A 19,269-nucleotide genomic window follows, 5' to 3' on the forward strand; every position below is an offset into this window, starting at 1 on the left:
TCGACGACACGGCATCCCCGATTCAGTGGATTTGGGTTAGAAGGAGAATTTAGCTCCCAACTGAAGCGTTCTCGGATCATAGGTCGAGGTGACCTGTCCGAAGTTCGCGTCGTTGGATGCGGAATCAATTCCATTGAATTGTGTGTGATTGAAGGTGTTGAAGGTCTCCAACCTCAATTGGAGTCTTACAGACTCGGTGAATGCAAACGACTTGAACAGCGCCATGTTGAAGTTGAAGAGCCCGGGCAGTCGGACTGCATCCTTGCCGGCATTCCCGAATCCCTGATTCGGGCCGCCGTTCCATGGAGCAGTCGGGTCGGCAAAGGCGCTCTTATCGAACCACGCCAGTCTGGTCTTGGGATACCGGACTCTCGAGACCTGGTTCGGCCGGTTCGTTGTGCCGCCTCCAAGACCAAGCGTGTCCACACCGGTGTAGCGGAGCGGTTGCGGCGCTCCAGCCTGCGCAACGGTGATTCCCGACAGCTCCCAGCCTCCCAGAACGGCTTTCTTAAAACCGTTGCTGCTGTCACGGAAGAACGGGAGTTGGTAGATGTAATTTGCTGTGAAGATATGACGGCGATCAAACGTTCCTGAGCCGCGGTCATATTCCCGGTTGAACGGATTGGAAAGAGCGCCGAGATCATTGGCAACGATATCGATCTCATGCGAGTAGGTGTAGGCGAGCTGGAAGGTCACCCCATGCCGGTTCTCCATCCGCATACCCGCCTGAAGTGAGTGATAGCTGAAGTTGCTCTGGTTCTCTTGTTGATTGATGGAGCTGAATCCTGGATAGATCCGATAGAGATTTGGATTGAGGCTGCCCGCCGCAACTCCCTGGCGTAGATCGTAGGGGTTCGATGGATTATTAGGATTCGTCAGAGGGAGAGTATTGATAGCACGATCATTGCTCTGGCTCCAGCCCAGGGAGCCAACGTACTGTACAACGGCAATCACTGCAGGAGCGAGTTGACGTTGAACTCCCAGACTGAACTGAGCAGTCCCTGGTGGAGTGTAATCGTACTGCAGCGTAGTCATCGTGGATGGAAATGCTTGTGTGGTGGTAGCACCGGTCAGAGCGCTTTGTTGCGGGTTCGAGAAGTACACGTTGTTTGCTGAAGGCTGATAGGCGAACGGCGGGTTGAGAGCGGCGTTATAAACGTCATTCCCCTGCACACGCTCAAAGAACATACCGAAGCCGCCGCGAACCACGGTGCTTCCTGAACCAGGAAGAGTGTAAGCAAACCCAATACGTGGTTGGAAAGTGTGGTACTGATTTTGCACATTCCCCCGTGGGAATCCATTAACGCCTGCTTCACGCATTCCATTGAGGTAGAACGGGCGTCCCTGGAATGCCGTCAGAGAAGAAGGGTTGAGAGTTCCGTCGGGGTTCAATGGATATGGCAAGGTTCGATCGTATAGATTCGGGACGAAATTCGCGAACTGATCGTAGCGCTCGAAGGCATGCGGCATTCCGTCGAACCGTAGTCCCAGGTTGAGAGTGAGGCGAGGAACAATGCGCCAATTATCGTTCACATAGAAACTATAGTTGTTGTTTACCCAGTGTTTGCCTGCCAGGTATTCCAGCTGGGTAAAGCTGGCCGCATCGCCTAAGAGGAAGTTGATATACGAGTCTTTCGAGAATGAGCTGTTGTTGAAGACCGCCGTTCCCTGGGTATTCGCCTGCAATTGCTGGTTCTTGACAGCATGCAGCCACGAGAAGCCGAACTTGAACTGGTGCAGGCCTTTGTTCCATGAGAGGTCGTCACGAACCTCATACCCCATGTAAGAGTTCTTCCAGGGGAAGTAGCTCGAGCTCCAGTTGGTGTTGTACGGTCCACCCAGCTGAATCTCGGGCATGCGGTTGCCGAAGTTGTTTGCTCCGGGGAAGAAGCTGGTTGCCGTCCAGCCCTGTGGCTTTGCCGATACGCCAACAGGATCGAGATGAATGGTGTTGCCGCTGAAGAGAAATGCGGTCTCATTTAGCAGGTTAGGCGACAGAGTCTGAGTCAGCTTGATCGTCGACGACCATGATGGATTCTTCATTGCCGTTCCTACCGTAGGGTAGGAGCTGTTGCCCCAGAGTGGAGGATAGTAGGTCTGATCCACACCGTCGTGAAGGTAATGTCCCATCAACTGCAGCTTCGTGTTGATGGCGTGATCGATACGAACGACGTCCTCTCGCACATTCGTCGGCTGAGGAATCGATGAGATGTACTGACTTGCGCCGAAGTTCGGCTTCGGGAAGGTACCCGCATTCAACTCCAGTACTGCATTCTGATCAATCAATTCCCGGGGAATGACGTTATTGGGGAAAGGCTGTCCGGGGGTCAAACCTCTCCCGGCATAGATCGCGAGCTTTGCAGGATCACTGGTAACGGGCACAACCGGAACAGTTCCGTTGGACGGCACCTGATAGGTAAGATCCTGTCCGGGCTGAGCGAAGTTATTCGATGCGATGGTGTTTACAGTTGACGGGGCGCTTCCCTGCACCAGCTTTCTCCATTCTTCATTGACAAAGAAGAAGGTGCGATTGCGCGCATTATTGTAGATGTGCGGAATCCAGAGCGGGCCACCGATGTTGCCGCCAAAGTTATTCAAGCGAAACTTTGGCCTGGGCTGGCCGGCAAGATTGGTGAAGTAGTGGTTGGCATCGTATGCCTCGTTCCGGTTGAACTCCCAGAGACCTCCATGGAATTTGCTGGTTCCGGAGCGAAGCACCATCAGAATCGTTCCGCCGGACCCGAGTCCGTAGTCGGGGCTGTAATTGCTGTCGAGTGTCTGAAACTGTGCGAGTGCGTCGACTGAAGGGAGTGAGCTGAAGCAGCCACCGCAGCCGCGATCATTCAGCTCGCCGCCATCCAGCAGGTAGACGTTGTGCGAGGTTCTTGTTCCGTTGAAGCTGATCCCGTTTGCCGAAGTGAGCGCGTTCACGCCCCCGAACGCAGGCAGGTTATTGGAGACGCCCATGCCGAGCGCCGCCAGGGAGACGACGTTGCGACCGTTCGTCGCCAACTGCGTCACCTGCTCACCGCTGATCAGGTTACTGACCTCGCTGGTCTCGGACTGCAGTTGCAGTGCGTTGGCCTCGACCGTGATGGTCTGGGTTTCGCTGCCGACCGTCAGCTCGAAGTCCTGCTTGACGGTCTGAGCTGTGTTCACGACGATGTCGGTTTTGGTGTACTTCTGAAATCCCGGGGCTGTTACGTCCAGTTTGAATCGTCCGATGCCGACGTTGGCAAAGAGGTAGATACCAGCGTTATTGGAGACCGCCTTCCTGGTCTGACCGGTTGCAGGATTCGTAAGCGTGAGATCGGCATTGGCGATGACGGCTCCAGAAGAGTCCATTACGGTTCCGGTAATGGTTGCATTCTCCTGGCCCCAGCTGGATGGCGCAAACAGCACCATACTTAAAACAACGAGCAAGAAACTTAGATTTCGGCGCACGGTGTGACCCTCCAAAAACATCCTGCAGTCTTACAGCGAGCAATCTGTCCTTCCAGTCAATGCATGGGGAAAATGCGATTTTCTGGAAAACGTTTTCTATTGACCTGAGATAAATCCTGCAAACAAAGTGTTTCGAGCGAATTTACCCTGTGAGCTTTATTTCACGTCTTGTAAAAATCATGCGGTCTTCGCCGCAGGGGGAGCCTGATTCCTTGAAGCGGTCGCAGCTTAAATAAACGCCCTCGGATTTGTCAAGCTAATTTATGGGCGATATTTATACGATTTTGTTTCCAGAACAGACAGTTTTGCCCTCCTCTTCCCCGCCTCACGGCTAAGGGGCTTTGACAGGACACGGCATGCCGAAAGAAGTCGGTAAATCCCGCTCAAACCGCTGCAGAAGTCCGATCGATTGCAATGAATGGGGTTGACGCTCGCAAAAAGGAGCGACTACCGTAATGCTTCAGAAACTGTAATAACGTTTACTCAAATAAAAACCACATGTGGGAACCGGGAGGGACAGCACATTGAAATTGCGTTTACCGATCGTGCGGGAGGGCGCTCGACGCTATCGACTTCATTATGCGGCAACGAGCCTTGGGCTACTGTTGCTATCCAATGCCGCATATGCGCAGTCAGGCCAGACAGCAGCCATCTCTATCAAACTGGACAGCCCCGCTCACAAAGTAAGCCCGATGCTATACGGCCTGATGACAGAAGAGATTAACTTTTCTTACGATGGCGGCCTGTATGCGGAGATGGTTCGAAACCGAACCTTTGGTGGACGCCGGCATTCGCAGCCAGCCCACTGGTTTGTCGTTGAGCACGGAAACAGCAGCGGAAAGATGGAGATCGACGATTCCAACGGTCCAAGCGAAGCGCTCCAGAACAGCCTGTTGATCGACGTGGCCAAGGCAGATGCACAAAACCCCTTGGGCGTTTACAACGAAGGCTACTGGGGAATGGCGGTTCACCCGAACACAACCTACAAAGCCTCGTTTTATGCGAAGACTGACCAGGCTGATGAAGGACCGATCAACCTGTCCCTGATCAACAATGACAGCGGAAAGGTCGTCGCGTCTGCAGCCAGTGGAGCGATCTCCGGCCAGTGGAAGAGATACGAGGTCCTGCTGAAGACAGGGCAGGTAGAACCCAGTTCCAAGAATCACCTGCAGTTGACGGTATCTCATCCGGGCAAGGTATGGATCAGTCTGGTCTCTCTCTTTCCGCCGACATACAAGGACCGCGATAACGGGAACCGGCCGGACCTGATGGAAAAGATGAAGGCCATGAATCCGAAGTTTCTTCGTCTTCCCGGTGGAAACTACCTGGAGGGAGATGAGATTCAGGATCGCTTCGACTGGAAGACGACCATTGGCCCGCTGGTAGATCGTCCGACTCATCCTAGTCCGTGGCGCTATCAGTCTTCGGATGGCATGGGTCTTCTGGAATTTCTGGAGTGGACCGAAGACCTGGACATTGAGCCTGTGCTCGCGGTCTACGCCGGATATTCCCTAAAAGGGGCGCATGTGAATGCCGGTCCTGCTCTCACACCTTATGTTCAGGATGCACTCGACGAGATCGAATTTGCCACTGGCGGTACCGATACTCCGTGGGGAAAGAAGCGCGCCCAACTAGGCCATCCAAAACCATTTCCATTGCACTACGTCGAGATCGGAAACGAGGACTGGTTTGACCGTTCGGGCAGCTACGAGTCGCGTTTCGCCCAATTCGATAAGGCCATCAAAGCCCGTTATCCCAATCTCAAAACCATCGCCACCATGCCGTTGAAGCGAATCAAGCCGGATGTTCAGGATGATCACTATTATCTGCGTGCAGTCGAGAGCTACGAACACGCCAGCAAGTACGACACAGCAGACAGGAATGGACCGAAGATCTTTGTAGGCGAGTGGGCCACTCGGGAAGGTTCTCCGACGCCAAATCTCAACTCAGCTCTGGGCGATGCAGCCCTGATGACCGGCTTCGAACGTAATAGCGATCTGATTGTGATGGCTTCGTATGCTCCCATGTTCGTGAACGTCAATCCTGGAGGCATGCAGTGGGAGAGCGATCTGATTGGCTATGATGCCATGTCCAGCTATGGGTCGCCGTCGTACTACGCTCAGGTGCTGTTCGCAAAATATCTGGGAGACACGGTTCCAACCTCGTCAGCCGATCACCTTTCACAGCGATTCTTCTACTCCGCGACTACATCAGGTGCGCAGAAGAAGCTGTATCTGAAGCTGGTGAATGGCAACTCTGTGCCTCAAACGGTTACGCTTCATCTGGAAGGCAAGAGAGTGCAGCCTACGGGGATTGTAGAGACGCTTGGAGGAAATAACCCGGCTGAGACAAACTCTATCACTGAGCAGAAGAGGATCGTGCCGGTGAGATCGGAGCTTACAGGCATCAAGGAGACGTTCGAGCACACGGTTCCTGCATACTCGATCCAGATCCTGGAACTTTCGACTGACTGAGCTTTACTTCTTTGATCTCGCAGGCCTTCTTTTAGACAGGCCTGCGAGGCTACCCTTTGGGATCGAGGTGGACTGGCGAACAACGAGCCGCGTCGTTACTGCCTCATAGGCTGCCTTCCGGCTGTCCTCCTCTTTCAGACTTGCAATCAAAGTTCTGACAGCATTGGTTGCAATCTCACGCCCGGACATTCTGACCGTTGTAAGCGGCGGAAGCACATACCTCGCGATGCCGATATCGTCAAACCCAATCAGGGAAACATCACCCGGAATCTTCATTCCCAGCCGCGAAACAGCGTGCATCGCACCAATTGCGGTCATGTCGTTCGAACAGACGATTGCGGTTGGCGGTCCGGGAAGCTTCAGCAGGTGCTCGGCTCCTTTCGATCCGCCCTCCATCGTATAGTCCCCCACATAGACATACTCATCTGGCAGATCGAGGCCGATGGAGGTCACAGCAGATCGGAAGGCCTGTTCACGCGCCTGCGCAGAATGTAAGCCCGTCGGTCCTGCGATGAAACCTATACTTCTGTGCCCCAGCACAGCGAGATGCTGCACAGCTTCGTGGATTCCGTGGTCATAGTCGATGTGGATGGCGGAGAAGCCCTTTTTCTCAGGAGCAACATCGATAAAGACCATGGGAATCTTCTTCAGCGCAAACCGCTCCAGCAGCGGCTCTTCTATCCCGAAGGTCATCACGGCAACGCCATCCACCTTTCGTTCCAGCATGCGCTGGACGCAGGCTTCCATGCGACGCAGGTCATAGCCCGTTGAACCGATCAGAGTCTCATATCCCGCGGCTACGGCCTCCTCTTCGAATCCCTGGATAAGCTCCGGGAAGAAGGGATTCGTAATGTCGGAGATGATGACGCCCAGCAATCGGCTGCGGCCGCTGACAAGAGCGCGCGCCTGGTTATTCGGGATGTAACCGAGCTTTGAGATCGCCTCCCAGACACGTTTGCTCAGAGCTGGATCGACATTGGCGATATTGTTGATGACGCGCGACACAGTTGCAACAGACACTTTCGCGCTGGCGGCAACAGTACGGATGTCGATGCGCCGCTCCACATGCCTGCTGGCAGATTTCGTGCTTTCCTTATTTGCGGAAGGTCCCGCTTTCCTTCTGCTCATCTGTCCTTTCCATGCGCCCTATCGAAATGATGTACCTAAACCCAGCAGTTCAGGGCAATAATTTCCACGTCTCGCCTCAATTATCAATAATTTTCGTCAAACGCGTCTTTGTATGCTGATTTGAGACGGACGAATTCTGTCATAAAGGACAAGCTGCACAGAACTGTTATTTTCCCAACAGGAGACCCAGTCAACAAAATGCGTGCATCCACTTGGAAGATCGGGATCACCGCCGGATTAGGCGGATTGCTGTTCGGCTTCGATACTGCCGTCATCGCTGGCACTACAGACGCAATCACACAACTGTTTCACCTCACTCCGGCCCAACTTGGCATCACGGTAACGAGCGCGCTGCTGGGCACCATTCCCGGCGCTGCCTTTGCCGGGATTCCGAGTGACCGCTTCGGACGCCGCACCTGCCTTAAGATGCTGGGACTGATCTATATCGTCTCGGCGCTGGGATGCGCGTTGGCCTGGGACTGGCCCTCTTTCCTCGTCTTCCGCACCATTGGCGGAATCGGAATCGGAGGCTGTTCGGTGGTTGCACCGATGTACATCGCCGAGGTATCGCCTGCAGAACACCGGGGCCGCATGGTGGGGATGTTCCAGATCAACGTCGTGCTGGGCATCCTGGTCGCCTACGTCTCCAATTTCATCATCTCGATGATGCACTTCGGCGACATGGAATGGCGGTGGAAGTTCGGTGTTGCGTCGATCCCCGCGGCCTTCTTTTTCTTCATGCTGTTCAGCATTCCGGAGAGCCCACGCTGGCTTCTGGGACGCAGCCGCGAGACGGAGGCGCGGGCAAGTCTCGAACAGATTGGAAGCGAAGATCCGGAGCAGGAGTACTCCCGTATCGCACTCGCTCTCAGGAACGAGGCTCAGACGACCCGAGGCCGCCTGTTTGCCAGGAATCTGCGCAAGCCCATATTCCTGGCCGTCAGCATTGCAGCGCTCAACCAGCTTTCAGGTATCAACGCCATTCTGTACTACCTGAACGATATCTTCGCCGCAGCTGGCTTCAGCAAACTGTCAGGAAATATTCAGGCAGTTGTCGTGGGGGTCACCAACCTGCTATTCACAGTGTTGGCAATGAACTACATCGATCGCTTCGGGCGGCGTTTTCTGCTGCTCATAGGTTCCGTCGGAACGGCGCTTGCGCTTGCGGCGACTGGGTTTATCTTCCAGACAGCACAGCACCGTGACCGGCTTCTCTGGATGCTGATCCTCTTCATAGCGTCGTTCGCTTTCTCGCAGGGCGCCGTGGTCTGGGTTTATATCAGCGAAATCTTTCCCAATAACGTCCGCGCTGCTGGCCAGAGCCTGGGAAGCATGACGCACTGGGTACTGAATGCCGCGATCTCACTTGCCTTTCCACTGGTCGCGGTACATTCGCACGCTGTTCCCTTCTACTTCTTTGCAGTCATGATGGTTCTGCAGTTCTTCCTGGTGCTGATTGTCTTTCCGGAGACGCGCGGCCGGAATCTCGAATCCATCGAAAGTGACTACTTTCATGTGTAACGCCCTTAGTAATCCATAGAGGATGGAAGGCTTTCGACCAGAGATCAGTCGAATCGGGTCATTTGCTACTGTTCGCTGTAAATCTGGGTTACTGCACCTGGGGTTGAATATAGTTGAGAAGCCAGACGATCGCTGGATCGGCATCCTCCACCGCGAAACATAGGTCATGCTGGCCGGACTGTCGCGAGGTGAACTGTACTGCTGGAAGTGAGGTCAGGCCATCTTTCCGATATGCCGGCTGTAGCGGAACCTCAGCAAGCTGAGGCCCACTGCAGCTATCCATGTGGATTGCAATCTTCGCGTTTGTCGTGGATGCCGCGCTGGACACGGGAAGCGGCTTCCCTTGAGCATGAAAGATATACGGGATACTGCCCACTCCGAGTTGCACGCCCTGAAAGAGGCCCAGATCCGCCTTGCGATAGATCCAGCAGGGATTTGAAAACACCACCCGGAAGACGGGCCGCTCTGCATTACGCGGAGGGTCCTGTTCCATCTGGATTCCGGCATTGTTCCTGCATGGGTCCAACTCCCGGCTGTCGCGCCGGACCGCGGACGCCAGTGTAATCTGCTGCGCGACCGGATCTCCCAATGCGGTGCCTCCCTCGAAGGCCAGGGCGTGTAATTGCCTGGGTAAAGTCACCGATACCGGCTGCGTATATACGGGTGACTCCGGGCCAACGGAAGAGCCGTCCAGAGTGTAATGAATCTCTCCAAAATTGCCCTGCGTGCTCAACGTAAGAGTGGCGCGATCGCCAGTGACGGCAGGCACAGCGTGCGCCTGCACCTCGAAGACGCTGAGTGCAGGTTGAAGGCCTGCGTCTTTCGCGCGTTGCAGGTCCGCAGGCAGCCGCTTCAGAAAATCGGTGTAGTTTCTGTTCCCTGCCGGCGACCAGGCCATCTCCGCAAGTGCGGCCGCACGAGGAAAGAGCATGTGCTGTACCCGATCCTCGGTCAGGATGTACTCCGTCCAGATGGAGCCCTGCACGCCAAGGATGTGGCTCTGCTCTGCGGGTGTCAGCTCTGTGGGATCGGCCCGGAAGTTGTATACGTCGCCCAGCGAATTTACGGGATCGCGTCCGGCGGGCTCATCGATGGCATCACTCTGGCGATAGTTGAAGTAGAGCGGGCGGTAGGGCGTAAGGATCGCGTCGTGGCCCTGCCTGGCCGCAGCGATCCCGCCCTCCATGCCGCGCCAGGACATTACGGTTGCGTTCTGCGACAGTCCTCCCTGCAGGATCTCGTCCCATCCCACCATCTTGCGGCCATGCGCGTTGATGAACTTCTCGATCCTCGCGATAAACCAGCTCTGAAGAGCATCCTCGTCATGCAGTCCGAGCTCGTGGAGCTTCTGCTGTATGGCAGGATTCTCCTTCCACTGGTTCTTGATAGCTTCATCTCCTCCCACATGGATGTACTCACTGGGAAAGAGCTCCATCACCTCTGTGAGGATGTTTTCAAGGAAGGTAAACGTCTCGTCTTTCGGGTTGTAGAGGTTCGGGTAGATTCCCCATCCAACTGGCATATGGGTGATCGGGTTCAGCGAACTTGCGTACTCCGGGTACGCGACCAGCGGCGCAGTTGCATGGCCTGGCATCTCGATCTCAGGGACGACAATGATGTTGCGAGCCTGAGCATAGGCCACGATGCGTCGAATCTGCTCCTGTGTATAGAAGCCGCCATAGGGACCCTTCGGCGTCAGGGAGTTTGGCTGGTACGGCGGCATCGTCTGTGGTCGATACCCTCCTACCGACGTCAGGCGTGGATATCGTTTAATCTCAATGCGCCAACCCTGATCGTCGGTCAGATGCCAGTGAAGCCGGTTCAGCTTATGCTCGGCCATGTAATCGAGCAGCTCTAGGATAAATTTCTCGCTCTGCATGTGACGCGCGGAATCGAGCATCAGGCCACGCCAACGAAAGCGCGGCTCATCTTCGATCTGCCATACAGCAAGCTGGCCGTTATTGTGCGCCAACATCTGCCACAGGCTGATGGCGCCGTAAAGATAACCAGCATGGTTGCTCGCAGAGATCACGACGGAAGCCGGAGAGATCTTCAGCGAATAGCTCTCATCCTCGCCTCCATTCACGAACTGATGAGCAGGACGCCGAACGAATCGAAGTTGGGGAGTTCCTTTGACTAAACCTTGAGAGTTTTCAATCAGGCCTGCATTGTGAGTTCTTTCCAGAAGCCACTGGAGATACCTCTCAACAGAACGGGCGTCGGGATCTGCACTGGCAGCGTCAAAGAAAAGCCCACGATTGAGGTTCAGCATGCCGTTGCCGCGGGAGGCATCTGCCGGTTCGGGAATGATGGGTGCCGAGCGGCTCTGCTGTGCGATGCTCCTCAACGTCCCGCCAGTCAGGCTCAGCAAAAGGAGCAGAAAAGACGTTCCAGCTTTTCTACAAACGCTCATCCGAAAAACTCCAGGGAACAACTTCCTATCTCGGGCTGCCACAAACAACGCTTCGTCGAAGGCCGAGTATCCCTAACAGTACACGCAGCCCCTGTGGTTTGCGGGAAGTCCATGCAACGCCACTGAGACAAATGTCCTATCGATTGGAGCCGCCTCTTCAGATCGCAGACATATCTGAACCGCGCGATCGCAGCATCAGAGACGATCAATAGTGCAAGAGCCTTATCCGAAAGACTGCTAAGAGAAGTTATGATGGCAGACATGCCGATTACCGCATCAATCTGCTTTCAGGATTCGTGCCCGGCCAGTTGACATCATGCCTTTGACCAATATCCTTGCTCGCCATCTTCGCCGCGTTGCTAAAGGCGCATCTACCTGTCATCTTCCCGTCGCTGTCTCCGGAACTTCGGTTGCGGTAGCCCTGACTGCGGTTTTCTGGTGGAGTCAGCAGATGGCGCCCGTAGCATTGGCTGGACAAGAGAAGCCGCGTAAAACGAGCTCCTTCAACTCCGGTGAGACAAGGCCACCTGAAGATCCTGCTGCCGTAGCACGGGGAAAGACGCTGTACGGCGTGCACTGTCAGGCATGTCATGGAATGGACCTCCGCGGCGGGGATATGGGAGGTCCGAACCTGCTGCGCTCACAGGTCGCGCTTACCGATCAGCATGGCGAAAAGATCATTCCAATTATCCAGGGAGCCCGGCAAGCCCAAGGTATGCCAAATATAGGTCTGAACGATGAAGATGCCGGAGCTGTCGCCGCCTATATCCGAACCGTGATTGGCACGATTGGGAGTCAGGGCACGCCACCCGGCGAGTTGAAGCCACTGGATATCGTCGTTGGCAATGCAGAGCAAGGCCAGACGTATTTCACCGCTCATTGCGCCAGCTGTCACTCTGTCACCAGCGATCTGAAAGGGTTTGCGAGCCGCTACCCGGAACCACGGGCTCTGCAGGCGCGGTGGATCCTGGGTGAGAGAAGCATCAACCAGGATGGCATAAGAAATGCGACCGTCGATATAACAGTAGCTCCCGGACAGGTCGTCTCCGGAGCTCTGGTTCACATCGACGACTTCCTGGTGACGCTTCGTTCGAGCGACGGCACGGAACACAGCTACTCTCGCAACGGAGCCACTCCAAAGGTCGTCGTGCATGATCCATTGCAGAAGCATCGCGAGATGCTGCCGACCTACACCGACGATGACATCCATAACGTGACTGCATATCTGGTGACCCTGAAGTGAAGATCAATCGCGCTCTTTCCCTTGTCAGCATTCTGCTTCTCTCTGGCTCTCTGTTCGGGCAGGGAGGCGGTGTGTCGCCTGAAGAACTCCTGAAGCCGCTCAAGAATTCCTGGCCCACCTACAATGGCGACTACACAGGCAAGAGATACAGCGCGCTGACTGCAGTTAATCGCCAGACGGTTAAGAATCTTGGGCTGTCATGGTCAGCTCAGCTCACGCCTGGTGATGAATCAAACGCCGCCAACGGTCGTCGCTCCACGTCGCCCTCGTCGCGGTTCATCATCGGTGGTGAAGGGGCCGGTGATATGAACATCCACTCCGGCAGCATCAAAGGCTCGTCCCTGATGGTGGATGGAACCCTGTACGTCACCATGCCCGACAACGCCTGGGCGATCGATGCTCGTAGTGGGCGCACGCTGTGGCATTACTTCTGGAAGACCCGCGGCGGAACCCATATCGGCAATCGCGGCTTTGGAATGTGGAACGGCTACCTCTACATGGAGACTCCGGACGATTACCTTGTCTCCCTGGATGCGAAGACCGGCAAGGAACGTTGGCACAAGATGATCGCGAATGTGGAAGAGGGCTACTTCGCCACTCCGGCGCCCATCGTGATCGGCAACCACGTCCTTGTGGGCGTAGGAAATGACATCGATTCTCCCGGCTTTCTTCAGTCCTACGATGCAGAGACAGGCGAGCTGCAATGGAAGTTCTATACCGTTCCCATGAACAAAGACGATCCCGGAGCCGATACCTGGGCCAGCCTGGATGCAGCACGACATGGCGGAGCGCAAACGTGGATCACCGGCGCCTACGATCCGGAGACACATCTCTATATCTTCGGGACCGGTAATCCCACTCCCGCCTATACGACAGGTCTACGGGGAGACAAAGACAATCTCTTCACCTGCACGCTCATCGCCATCAACGTGGATACGGGCAAGATGGCCTGGTACTTTCAAACCTCGCCCCACGACATGCACGACTACGATTCCGCCCAGACGCCAGTACTCTTCAATGGCATGTTCCATGGCAAGATGCGCAAACTGGTGGCGACCGCCGCGCGCAACGGTTACTACTTCACACTGGACCGGGTCACCGGGGAGCATCTCGTCACCAGCAAATATGGCAAGACAACAAACTGGGCGAAGGGACTGACTCCAGCCGGAGGCCCTCTTCGCGATCCCGGAAAAGATGCTACCGTCGCCGGTTCGCTGGTCTCTCCCAACTCGAGCGGCACCATCAACTGGGAGCCTCCGGCGTTCTCGCCGCGTTACGGCCTTCTCTATACCTATGAGGTCAACAGCTTCTCGGTCGTCTATCTTACCGACCCCGATCCACGAGGTTCCATGGGCCTTGGCGGCAAGCAGGAGATCTCCGTGGGAACGTATGCCAGCTATCTGACGGCAATCGATTACAAAACCGGCAAAGCGCGTTGGAGACATCCATTCGCCAATGGAAACATGGGCGGCGGAGGCCTGCTGGCCACTGCGGGGGGGCTACTTTTTACCGGAGACGGTGCAGGAAACTTGGTCGCCTATGATCAGGCCGATGGCACCCCACTCTGGCACACTCGTATCGGGCAGGTAACGAATGCCCCGCAGACCTATGAGTTGGACGGACACCAGTACCTTATCTGTGCAACTGGCGACAGGCTCTGGTCATTCCTTCTGCACTGATGCAGTAAATGGGAGAACGGTTACAGCTTTCCAGCGCACCTCCCGCCTAATGCGCTGCAGACTTAGAAAAGAGGTTCATTACCAGCACGCCCGCAATAATCAGCGTCATCCCCATCATTGCCGCGCGGTCCAGCGCCTGCCTGTAGACCACGAATCCTACTAGTGCAATCAGCACCGTTCCCACGCCAGACCAGATTGCATACACAATCCCCACCGGAATCGTCTTCAGGGTTTGAGACAGACAATAGAACGCCGCACCATATCCAGCCACCACCACCACAGAGGGCCACAACTTTGTAAATCCGTTGGAAGCTTTCAGCGACGAGGTCGCAATCACCTCACTCAGGATCGCCGCCAACATCCATAGAACGTCACCCCTCATACCCCCGCCTCCACCTGCGTCTCGCGGTTGTTCATCGCCAGTAATATCGGCCCCGCAGCCACCACCACACCCGCCAGCACTACCATCCCCAGCGCGCGTTCTAGCCCCAGCATCACAGCCAGCCATCCGATCAGCGGAGGCCCGGCAAGAAAGCCAAAGTACCCGATCGTCGACAACGCCGAGATCGCTGGCGCAGTCGCCATCTTTGTACTCCTGCCAATTAGAGTCACCATCACGGGAAAAACATTCGCAATCCCCATACCCGTCAGCACCAGTCCAAAGACTGCAATCGGAATGGACGGCGAGATCAGCGTGCATCCAAACCCGAATGCAATCAGCGCTCCGCTTCCGGTTAGGATCGCCCCGTGACTGAATCTGCGCACAAACCAGTCGCCCGCGAACCTCCCACATGCCATCGCAATAGCATACGAGGCATACCCCGCCGCGGCCAGTGAAAGGCTCGCCTTCATATTCGACCGCAGATACACCGCCGCCCAGTCGCCAATCGCTCCCTCGGCAAACAGTCCGAAGAAGGCAATCATCGCTAGCCGCAGCAGCGGAGCATCCGGAAGCATAAACCCCTTCTTCTTCTCCTCCTCGCGATGTCCAGGCTTTTCCGTTATCAGAAACGGCAGCACCGCAAGCACCGCCATCACAAGCACCAACGATCCCGCCGACAGGTTGAACCGCAGTGTCTGCCCATGCTTCAGCAGCAGGCTCGTCACGCCCGCACCGAACAACCCACCCAGACTCCAGCACCCCTGCAGCAGACTCTGGCTCGATCTGTGATAGTGGTTCTCCAATGCCACCGCCTGCGCATTCACCGAGACATCGAAGGCCCCCTTCGCTCCCCCGAAGAGCCCTGCGCTTATCACCAGCATCGTGTGCGAATTTGCTTGCGCCAGGCACGCCAGCATCACCACATAGGCCAGCGAGACCACCCGCACGATCTTCCTGCTCCCAAAATGCGAGATCAGATGCCCCATCACCGGCATCGTCACAATCGCCCCACCCACCAGGCTCAGCAAAACCGTGCTCAGCGCGCCGTTCGTAAGATGCAGATTCTGTTTGAAGACGGGAACATGCGCCGCCCACAATCCGAATCCCGTTCCGTCCGCAAGAAAAAGTACAGCAAGCGCCCACTTGGGCCACTGAATCCCCATGACACTATTAAACGCCCCGCCCGGTCCATCCATCGATAAAATCTCGCCTACAGCCTGCACAATGCATCTTCGTTGACTTTCCTCTCCGCTCACCCCTACGATCTTCCGGCCATGCAAAGCCTCTTCCCACCTGCGGCATACCTTCTTCTGCTGATTCCTCTTGCGTCCCGAGCCCAGCAGATCACGCCCGCTCAGGCCATGGCGATGCACCAGTATGAGCGGACGACACCTTATATCGATCTTCCCACCGCTCAGCTCACGAAAACCGTCAAGGAGCTGAACGGCCTCAAAACGGAACCCGACTCAGGCCAGCTCGATACCATCCTCCAAAGTACCGGCGAGGGTATCAATGCTCAGCTCCCCCGCGTTCCTAACCTCCTCTGCCGCGAAGAGGTCGCCGAGGAGACTAAACCCCAGATCTCCGCTCCCACCTCAGTAAGGATCTCGGGTAGCCCCGGCGCCTCCACCATGCAGTCACCCACCGCACCCGATCAGTGGAGCACCGGTGCCACGCATCGTTTCGAGTACATCATCCGCACCAGCAAGGAAGAAGACGGCAGCATCACCCTCGAGGAGACTCGCCAGGGCAAAGGCCCTGCCGTTGCCGCCCCAAGGGGAATCGGCTTCGCCGCGCTCTGGATGATCTTCGCTTCCGGCAACCGGGCCGAATCCACGTTTCGCTATCTCGGAACCCAGAAGGTCGATGGCCGCCCCACCCAGGTAATCGCGTTCGCTCAGATCCCGGACAAAGTCAGAAAGCCCGCCCAGATCGATACGGGTGCCGGAACGGTTCCTCTGCTCTACCAGGGCTTCGCCTGGATCGACGCAGAAAACTTCCACATCCTTCGTCTCCGCACCGATCTCCGCGCTCCCTTGCCTGAGCTCAACCTCAGACGCATCACCTCGACCATCGACTTCAGCAAAGTAACCATTCCTCAGTTTCCCGATGACTTATGGCTTCCCAAACAGGTCGAGGTTTTGTGGCAGACCAACGAAGCGGAAGCAGGGGAGATTCACCGCTACTCAAGGTATCAGCTCTTCCACGCCACCGCGCGAATCGTGCCCTAAGGTCCTATTCAGCCGCCCATATCGATCCTGTTTTTACGCACGCCTGACAAAACTGAATGCCCCGTTGTATCCTTCCGTGAATCCGGAAATGACGCCGGTTGTATTCTGTATCTCCTCTCTCTCATAAAAGAAGTGATGAATTGAATGAGACTTCTTTCTCGCTCCCTGTACCTCCAGGTCCTTCTCGCTGTTGTTATTGGAATATTGATCGGCCTCTTCGTGCCTTCCGTCGGACTCCAGCTCCAGCCGCTCGCCACCGGCTTCGTCAAGCTCATCAAGATGGTGTTTGCCCCGGTCATTCTTCTGACCGTTATCCTTGGCATCGCCCGCATGGAAAACCTGGCCGACCTGGGCCGCGTCGGCATTAAGTCCCTTATCTACTTCGAAGCTGTGTCCACCTTCGCCTTGCTCATCGGATTAGGAGTGGTCTCGGTCGTTCGCCCCGGTGTCGGTATGAACGTCGATCCTGGCACCTTGGACACCAAGGTGCTCTCAAGCTACGTCTCCGCCGCTCCCCCGCAATCCATCAGCGAATTTCTCCTGCACATCATTCCCGATAGCGCTGTAGATTCGCTCGCAAAGAATGAGGTACTTCCTATCCTCTTCTTCGCCATCCTCTTTGGCATCGCACTGGCACGCATGGGTGACGAGGCCATGCCTCTGGTCAAGATTCTTGATCTCCTCGCGAAGGCAATGTTCCGCATCGTAGGCATCATCATGCGCTTTGCCCCGATCGCCGCCCTGGGAGCCATGGCGTTTACGGTCAGCAGATATGGCTTCGCCTCTATCTTGTCTCTCGGCAAGCTCATGCTGACGATGTACACCACCTGCTTCCTTTTTATTGCGATCATCCTCGGACTCATCGCCAGGTCTTCGGGCTTCAGCCTCTGGCGCTTCCTACGCTACCTCAAGGACGAGATCGTTACCGTCGTCGGAACCAGCTCCTCTGAATCCGTCCTGCCGCAACTAATGCTCAAGCTCGAAACCATCGGCTGCGCCCGCTCTACCGTAGGTCTGGTGGTCCCTGCCGGAATCGTCTTCAATCCCGATGGACAATGCATCTACTACACGATGGCTGCCATCTTCATCGCCCAGGCAACCAACACGCACCTGACCATCACAGACATGCTCGTGCTGTTCGGAGTCCTGATGGTCGCTTCCAAAGGCTCAGCCGGCGTCACCGGGTCAGGATTCATTACGCTGGCGGCCACTCTCACCTCCCTCGGCAAAATCCCAGTCGCAGGCATGGTCCTTATCCTCGGCATCGATCGATTCATGTCCGAGGCACGTGCGCTGACCAATACAATTGGTACTGCAGTGGGAACCATGGCAGTGGCCCGCTGGTCGGGCACCCTCGACCTCTACCGGGTGAATCAGGTGCTCGATCCAGAGACGCCCCTCGCCGTCTTCGACGAATAATCAACGCAGCACGACCAAATCTGTCTCTTTGGAGGAGCAGTCCGCATGTCCACGCCCGACAAGAAGCACCGCACTTACAGGATCGCAGTCATCCCCGGCGACGGGATCGGCAGAGAGGTCGTACCCGAAGGTGTGCGCGTGCTCGAAGCCTCCGCAAGGAAGTTCGGCTTCAAACTCCAGCTTGACGAGTTCGACTTCGCCTCCTGCGACTACTACCTTGAGCATGGACAGATGATGCCCGAGGACTGGAAGCAGCAGATCGGCGGGCACGATGCTATCTTCTTCGGCGCGGTCGGCGATCCCGCAAGAGTGCCGGACCATATCTCTCTTTGGGGCTCGCTGATTCAGTTCCGCCGCGAGTTCGACCAATACGCGAACCTGCGCCCCGTCCGCCTGATGCCCGGAATTCCCTGCCCCCTCGCCGGACGCAAACCCGGCGATATCGACTTCCTTGTCGTGCGCGAAAACACCGAAGGCGAATACTCCTCCATCGGAGGCAAGATCTTCACCGATACCGAGCGCGAGGTCGTCATCCAGGAGACCATCATGACGCGCACCGGCGTCGATCGCATTTTGAAGTTTGCCTTCGAGCTTGCACAGCGACGGCCCCGGAAGCATCTGACCTCAGCCACCAAGTCCAACGGCATCTCCATCACAATGCCCTACTGGGACACGCGGGTCGAGGCCATGGCGAAGTCCTATCCTGGCATCACCTGGGATAAATACCACATCGACATCCTCACCGCGCACTTCGTCCTCAATCCGGATCGCTTCGACGTCGTCGTTGCCTCCAACCTCTTCGGCGACATCCTCTCGGACCTTGGTCCCGCCTGCACGGGAACCATCGGCATTGCCCCCTCAGGCAACATCAACCCTGAACGCCGGTTCCCTTCTCTCTTCGAGCCTGTACATGGATCGGCCCCGGACATCGCCGGTCTCGGTGTAGCAAACCCCATCGCGCAGATCTGGTCCGCGGCCATGATGCTCGATCACCTCGGCGAAGAAGACGCCGCAGCAGCCATCCTCCACGCCATCGAGCAGGTTCTTCCCGTTCCATCCTCACGCACCCGCGACATCGGCGGCACAGCCGATACGGTCACCGCAGGAAAAGCCATAGCCGAGGCGCTCGGATAATCCGCAGCGGCCTCCAGAGCAAAGTGGCTGCACTTTTTGAACGTCGGTTCCGGAGGTGTCATCCTGAGCGTAGCGCCAGCGCGAAGTCGAAGGATCTGTGGTCGGGAATGGTGGCTAAGCCAGCAGATCCCAGATCCCTTCGACTCTGCCGCTCGCTGTAAAACTGTGAGAAGCGTCGCTCAGGAGGAGACTCCTCAAGAG

General features: G+C 56.3%; 12 protein-coding genes. 7 read left to right on the top strand and 5 right to left on the bottom strand.

Annotated features, from left to right (window positions below; all coding sequences use genetic code 11):
* Nucleotides 1-36: 36 nt before the first annotated feature.
* Nucleotides 37-3,405 (bottom strand): carboxypeptidase-like regulatory domain-containing protein, encoded by a 3,369-nt coding sequence (locus tag GWR55_RS06385; protein ID WP_238398684.1) that lies wholly within the window; start codon nucleotides 3,403-3,405, stop codon nucleotides 37-39.
* A 563-nt stretch (nucleotides 3,406-3,968) separates the two neighbouring features.
* Here GWR55_RS06385 and GWR55_RS06390 point away from each other — a divergent pair.
* Nucleotides 3,969-5,918: an alpha-L-arabinofuranosidase C-terminal domain-containing protein gene (locus tag GWR55_RS06390; RefSeq protein ID WP_238398685.1), complete on the top strand. Its 1,950-nt coding sequence runs from the start codon at nucleotides 3,969-3,971 to the stop codon at nucleotides 5,916-5,918.
* A gap of 3 nt (nucleotides 5,919-5,921) precedes the next feature.
* Here the strand turns inward: GWR55_RS06390 and GWR55_RS06395 are convergent, their stop codons facing one another.
* Entirely contained in the window at nucleotides 5,922-7,046 is a 1,125-nt protein-coding gene (locus GWR55_RS06395) for a LacI family DNA-binding transcriptional regulator (protein WP_162401520.1), read from the bottom strand.
* A gap of 198 nt (nucleotides 7,047-7,244) precedes the next feature.
* Between GWR55_RS06395 and GWR55_RS06400 the strand changes: the two genes are divergently transcribed.
* Nucleotides 7,245-8,567 (top strand): sugar porter family MFS transporter, encoded by a 1,323-nt coding sequence (locus GWR55_RS06400; protein ID WP_162401521.1) that lies wholly within the window; start codon nucleotides 7,245-7,247, stop codon nucleotides 8,565-8,567.
* Between the two features lie 88 nt (nucleotides 8,568-8,655).
* Here the strand turns inward: GWR55_RS06400 and GWR55_RS06405 are convergent, their stop codons facing one another.
* A complete protein-coding gene (locus GWR55_RS06405) occupies nucleotides 8,656-10,980 on the bottom strand; it encodes a beta-N-acetylhexosaminidase (protein ID WP_162401522.1) in 2,325 nt (774 codons plus the stop codon).
* Between the two features lie 316 nt (nucleotides 10,981-11,296).
* On the opposite strand from GWR55_RS06405, the gene GWR55_RS06410 reads away from it, so the two are divergent.
* Nucleotides 11,297-12,223, top strand: coding sequence for a c-type cytochrome (locus tag GWR55_RS06410; RefSeq protein ID WP_162401523.1), 927 nt, complete (start codon nucleotides 11,297-11,299; stop codon nucleotides 12,221-12,223).
* Entirely contained in the window at nucleotides 12,220-13,902 is a 1,683-nt protein-coding gene (locus tag GWR55_RS06415) for an acido-empty-quinoprotein group A (protein WP_162401524.1), read from the top strand. The genes GWR55_RS06410 and GWR55_RS06415 overlap by 4 nt, the downstream gene beginning before the upstream one ends.
* A gap of 46 nt (nucleotides 13,903-13,948) precedes the next feature.
* Here GWR55_RS06415 and GWR55_RS06420 read toward each other — a convergent pair whose 3' ends face one another.
* Nucleotides 13,949-14,284, bottom strand: coding sequence for a multidrug efflux SMR transporter (locus tag GWR55_RS06420; RefSeq protein WP_162401525.1), 336 nt, complete (start codon nucleotides 14,282-14,284; stop codon nucleotides 13,949-13,951).
* Nucleotides 14,281-15,447, bottom strand: coding sequence for an MFS transporter (locus tag GWR55_RS06425; protein WP_162401526.1), 1,167 nt, complete (start codon nucleotides 15,445-15,447; stop codon nucleotides 14,281-14,283). The genes GWR55_RS06420 and GWR55_RS06425 overlap by 4 nt, the downstream gene beginning before the upstream one ends.
* A 111-nt stretch (nucleotides 15,448-15,558) precedes the next feature.
* Here GWR55_RS06425 and GWR55_RS06430 point away from each other — a divergent pair, with 111 nt between their 5' ends.
* The 3 genes from GWR55_RS06430 to GWR55_RS06440 all read left to right on the top strand — a co-directional run bounded on the left by GWR55_RS06430 (nucleotide 15,559) and on the right by GWR55_RS06440 (nucleotide 19,068).
* Nucleotides 15,559-16,515, top strand: a complete 957-nt coding sequence (locus GWR55_RS06430; protein ID WP_162401527.1) for a hypothetical protein — start codon at nucleotides 15,559-15,561, stop codon at nucleotides 16,513-16,515.
* A gap of 144 nt (nucleotides 16,516-16,659) precedes the next feature.
* Complete coding sequence (gene dctA / locus GWR55_RS06435) at nucleotides 16,660-17,934, top strand: C4-dicarboxylate transporter DctA (RefSeq protein ID WP_162401528.1); 1,275 nt, start codon at nucleotides 16,660-16,662, stop codon at nucleotides 17,932-17,934.
* A gap of 45 nt (nucleotides 17,935-17,979) precedes the next feature.
* A complete protein-coding gene (locus GWR55_RS06440) occupies nucleotides 17,980-19,068 on the top strand; it encodes a tartrate dehydrogenase (protein ID WP_162401529.1) in 1,089 nt (362 codons plus the stop codon).
* The last annotated feature ends 201 nt before the right edge of the window (nucleotides 19,069-19,269 follow it).

The sequence above is a fragment of the Edaphobacter sp. 12200R-103 genome (genome assembly GCF_010093025.1).
Lineage (GTDB): Bacteria > Acidobacteriota > Terriglobia > Terriglobales > Acidobacteriaceae > Edaphobacter.

Coding starts and splice junctions, on each gene's coding strand:
- GWR55_RS06430 (WP_162401527.1), top strand. CDS start 15,559: ATGCAAAGCCTCTTCCCACCTGCGGCATACCTTCTTCTGCTGATTCCT.
- GWR55_RS06395 (WP_162401520.1), bottom strand. CDS start 7,046: ATGAGCAGAAGGAAAGCGGGACCTTCCGCAAATAAGGAAAGCACGAAA.
- GWR55_RS06420 (WP_162401525.1), bottom strand. CDS start 14,284: ATGAGGGGTGACGTTCTATGGATGTTGGCGGCGATCCTGAGTGAGGTG.
- GWR55_RS06410 (WP_162401523.1), top strand. CDS start 11,297: ATGCCTTTGACCAATATCCTTGCTCGCCATCTTCGCCGCGTTGCTAAA.
- dctA (WP_162401528.1), top strand. CDS start 16,660: ATGAGACTTCTTTCTCGCTCCCTGTACCTCCAGGTCCTTCTCGCTGTT.
- GWR55_RS06400 (WP_162401521.1), top strand. CDS start 7,245: ATGCGTGCATCCACTTGGAAGATCGGGATCACCGCCGGATTAGGCGGA.
- GWR55_RS06425 (WP_162401526.1), bottom strand. CDS start 15,447: ATGGGGATTCAGTGGCCCAAGTGGGCGCTTGCTGTACTTTTTCTTGCG.
- GWR55_RS06440 (WP_162401529.1), top strand. CDS start 17,980: ATGTCCACGCCCGACAAGAAGCACCGCACTTACAGGATCGCAGTCATC.
- GWR55_RS06405 (WP_162401522.1), bottom strand. CDS start 10,980: ATGAGCGTTTGTAGAAAAGCTGGAACGTCTTTTCTGCTCCTTTTGCTG.
- GWR55_RS06385 (WP_238398684.1), bottom strand. CDS start 3,405: ATGGTGCTGTTTGCGCCATCCAGCTGGGGCCAGGAGAATGCAACCATT.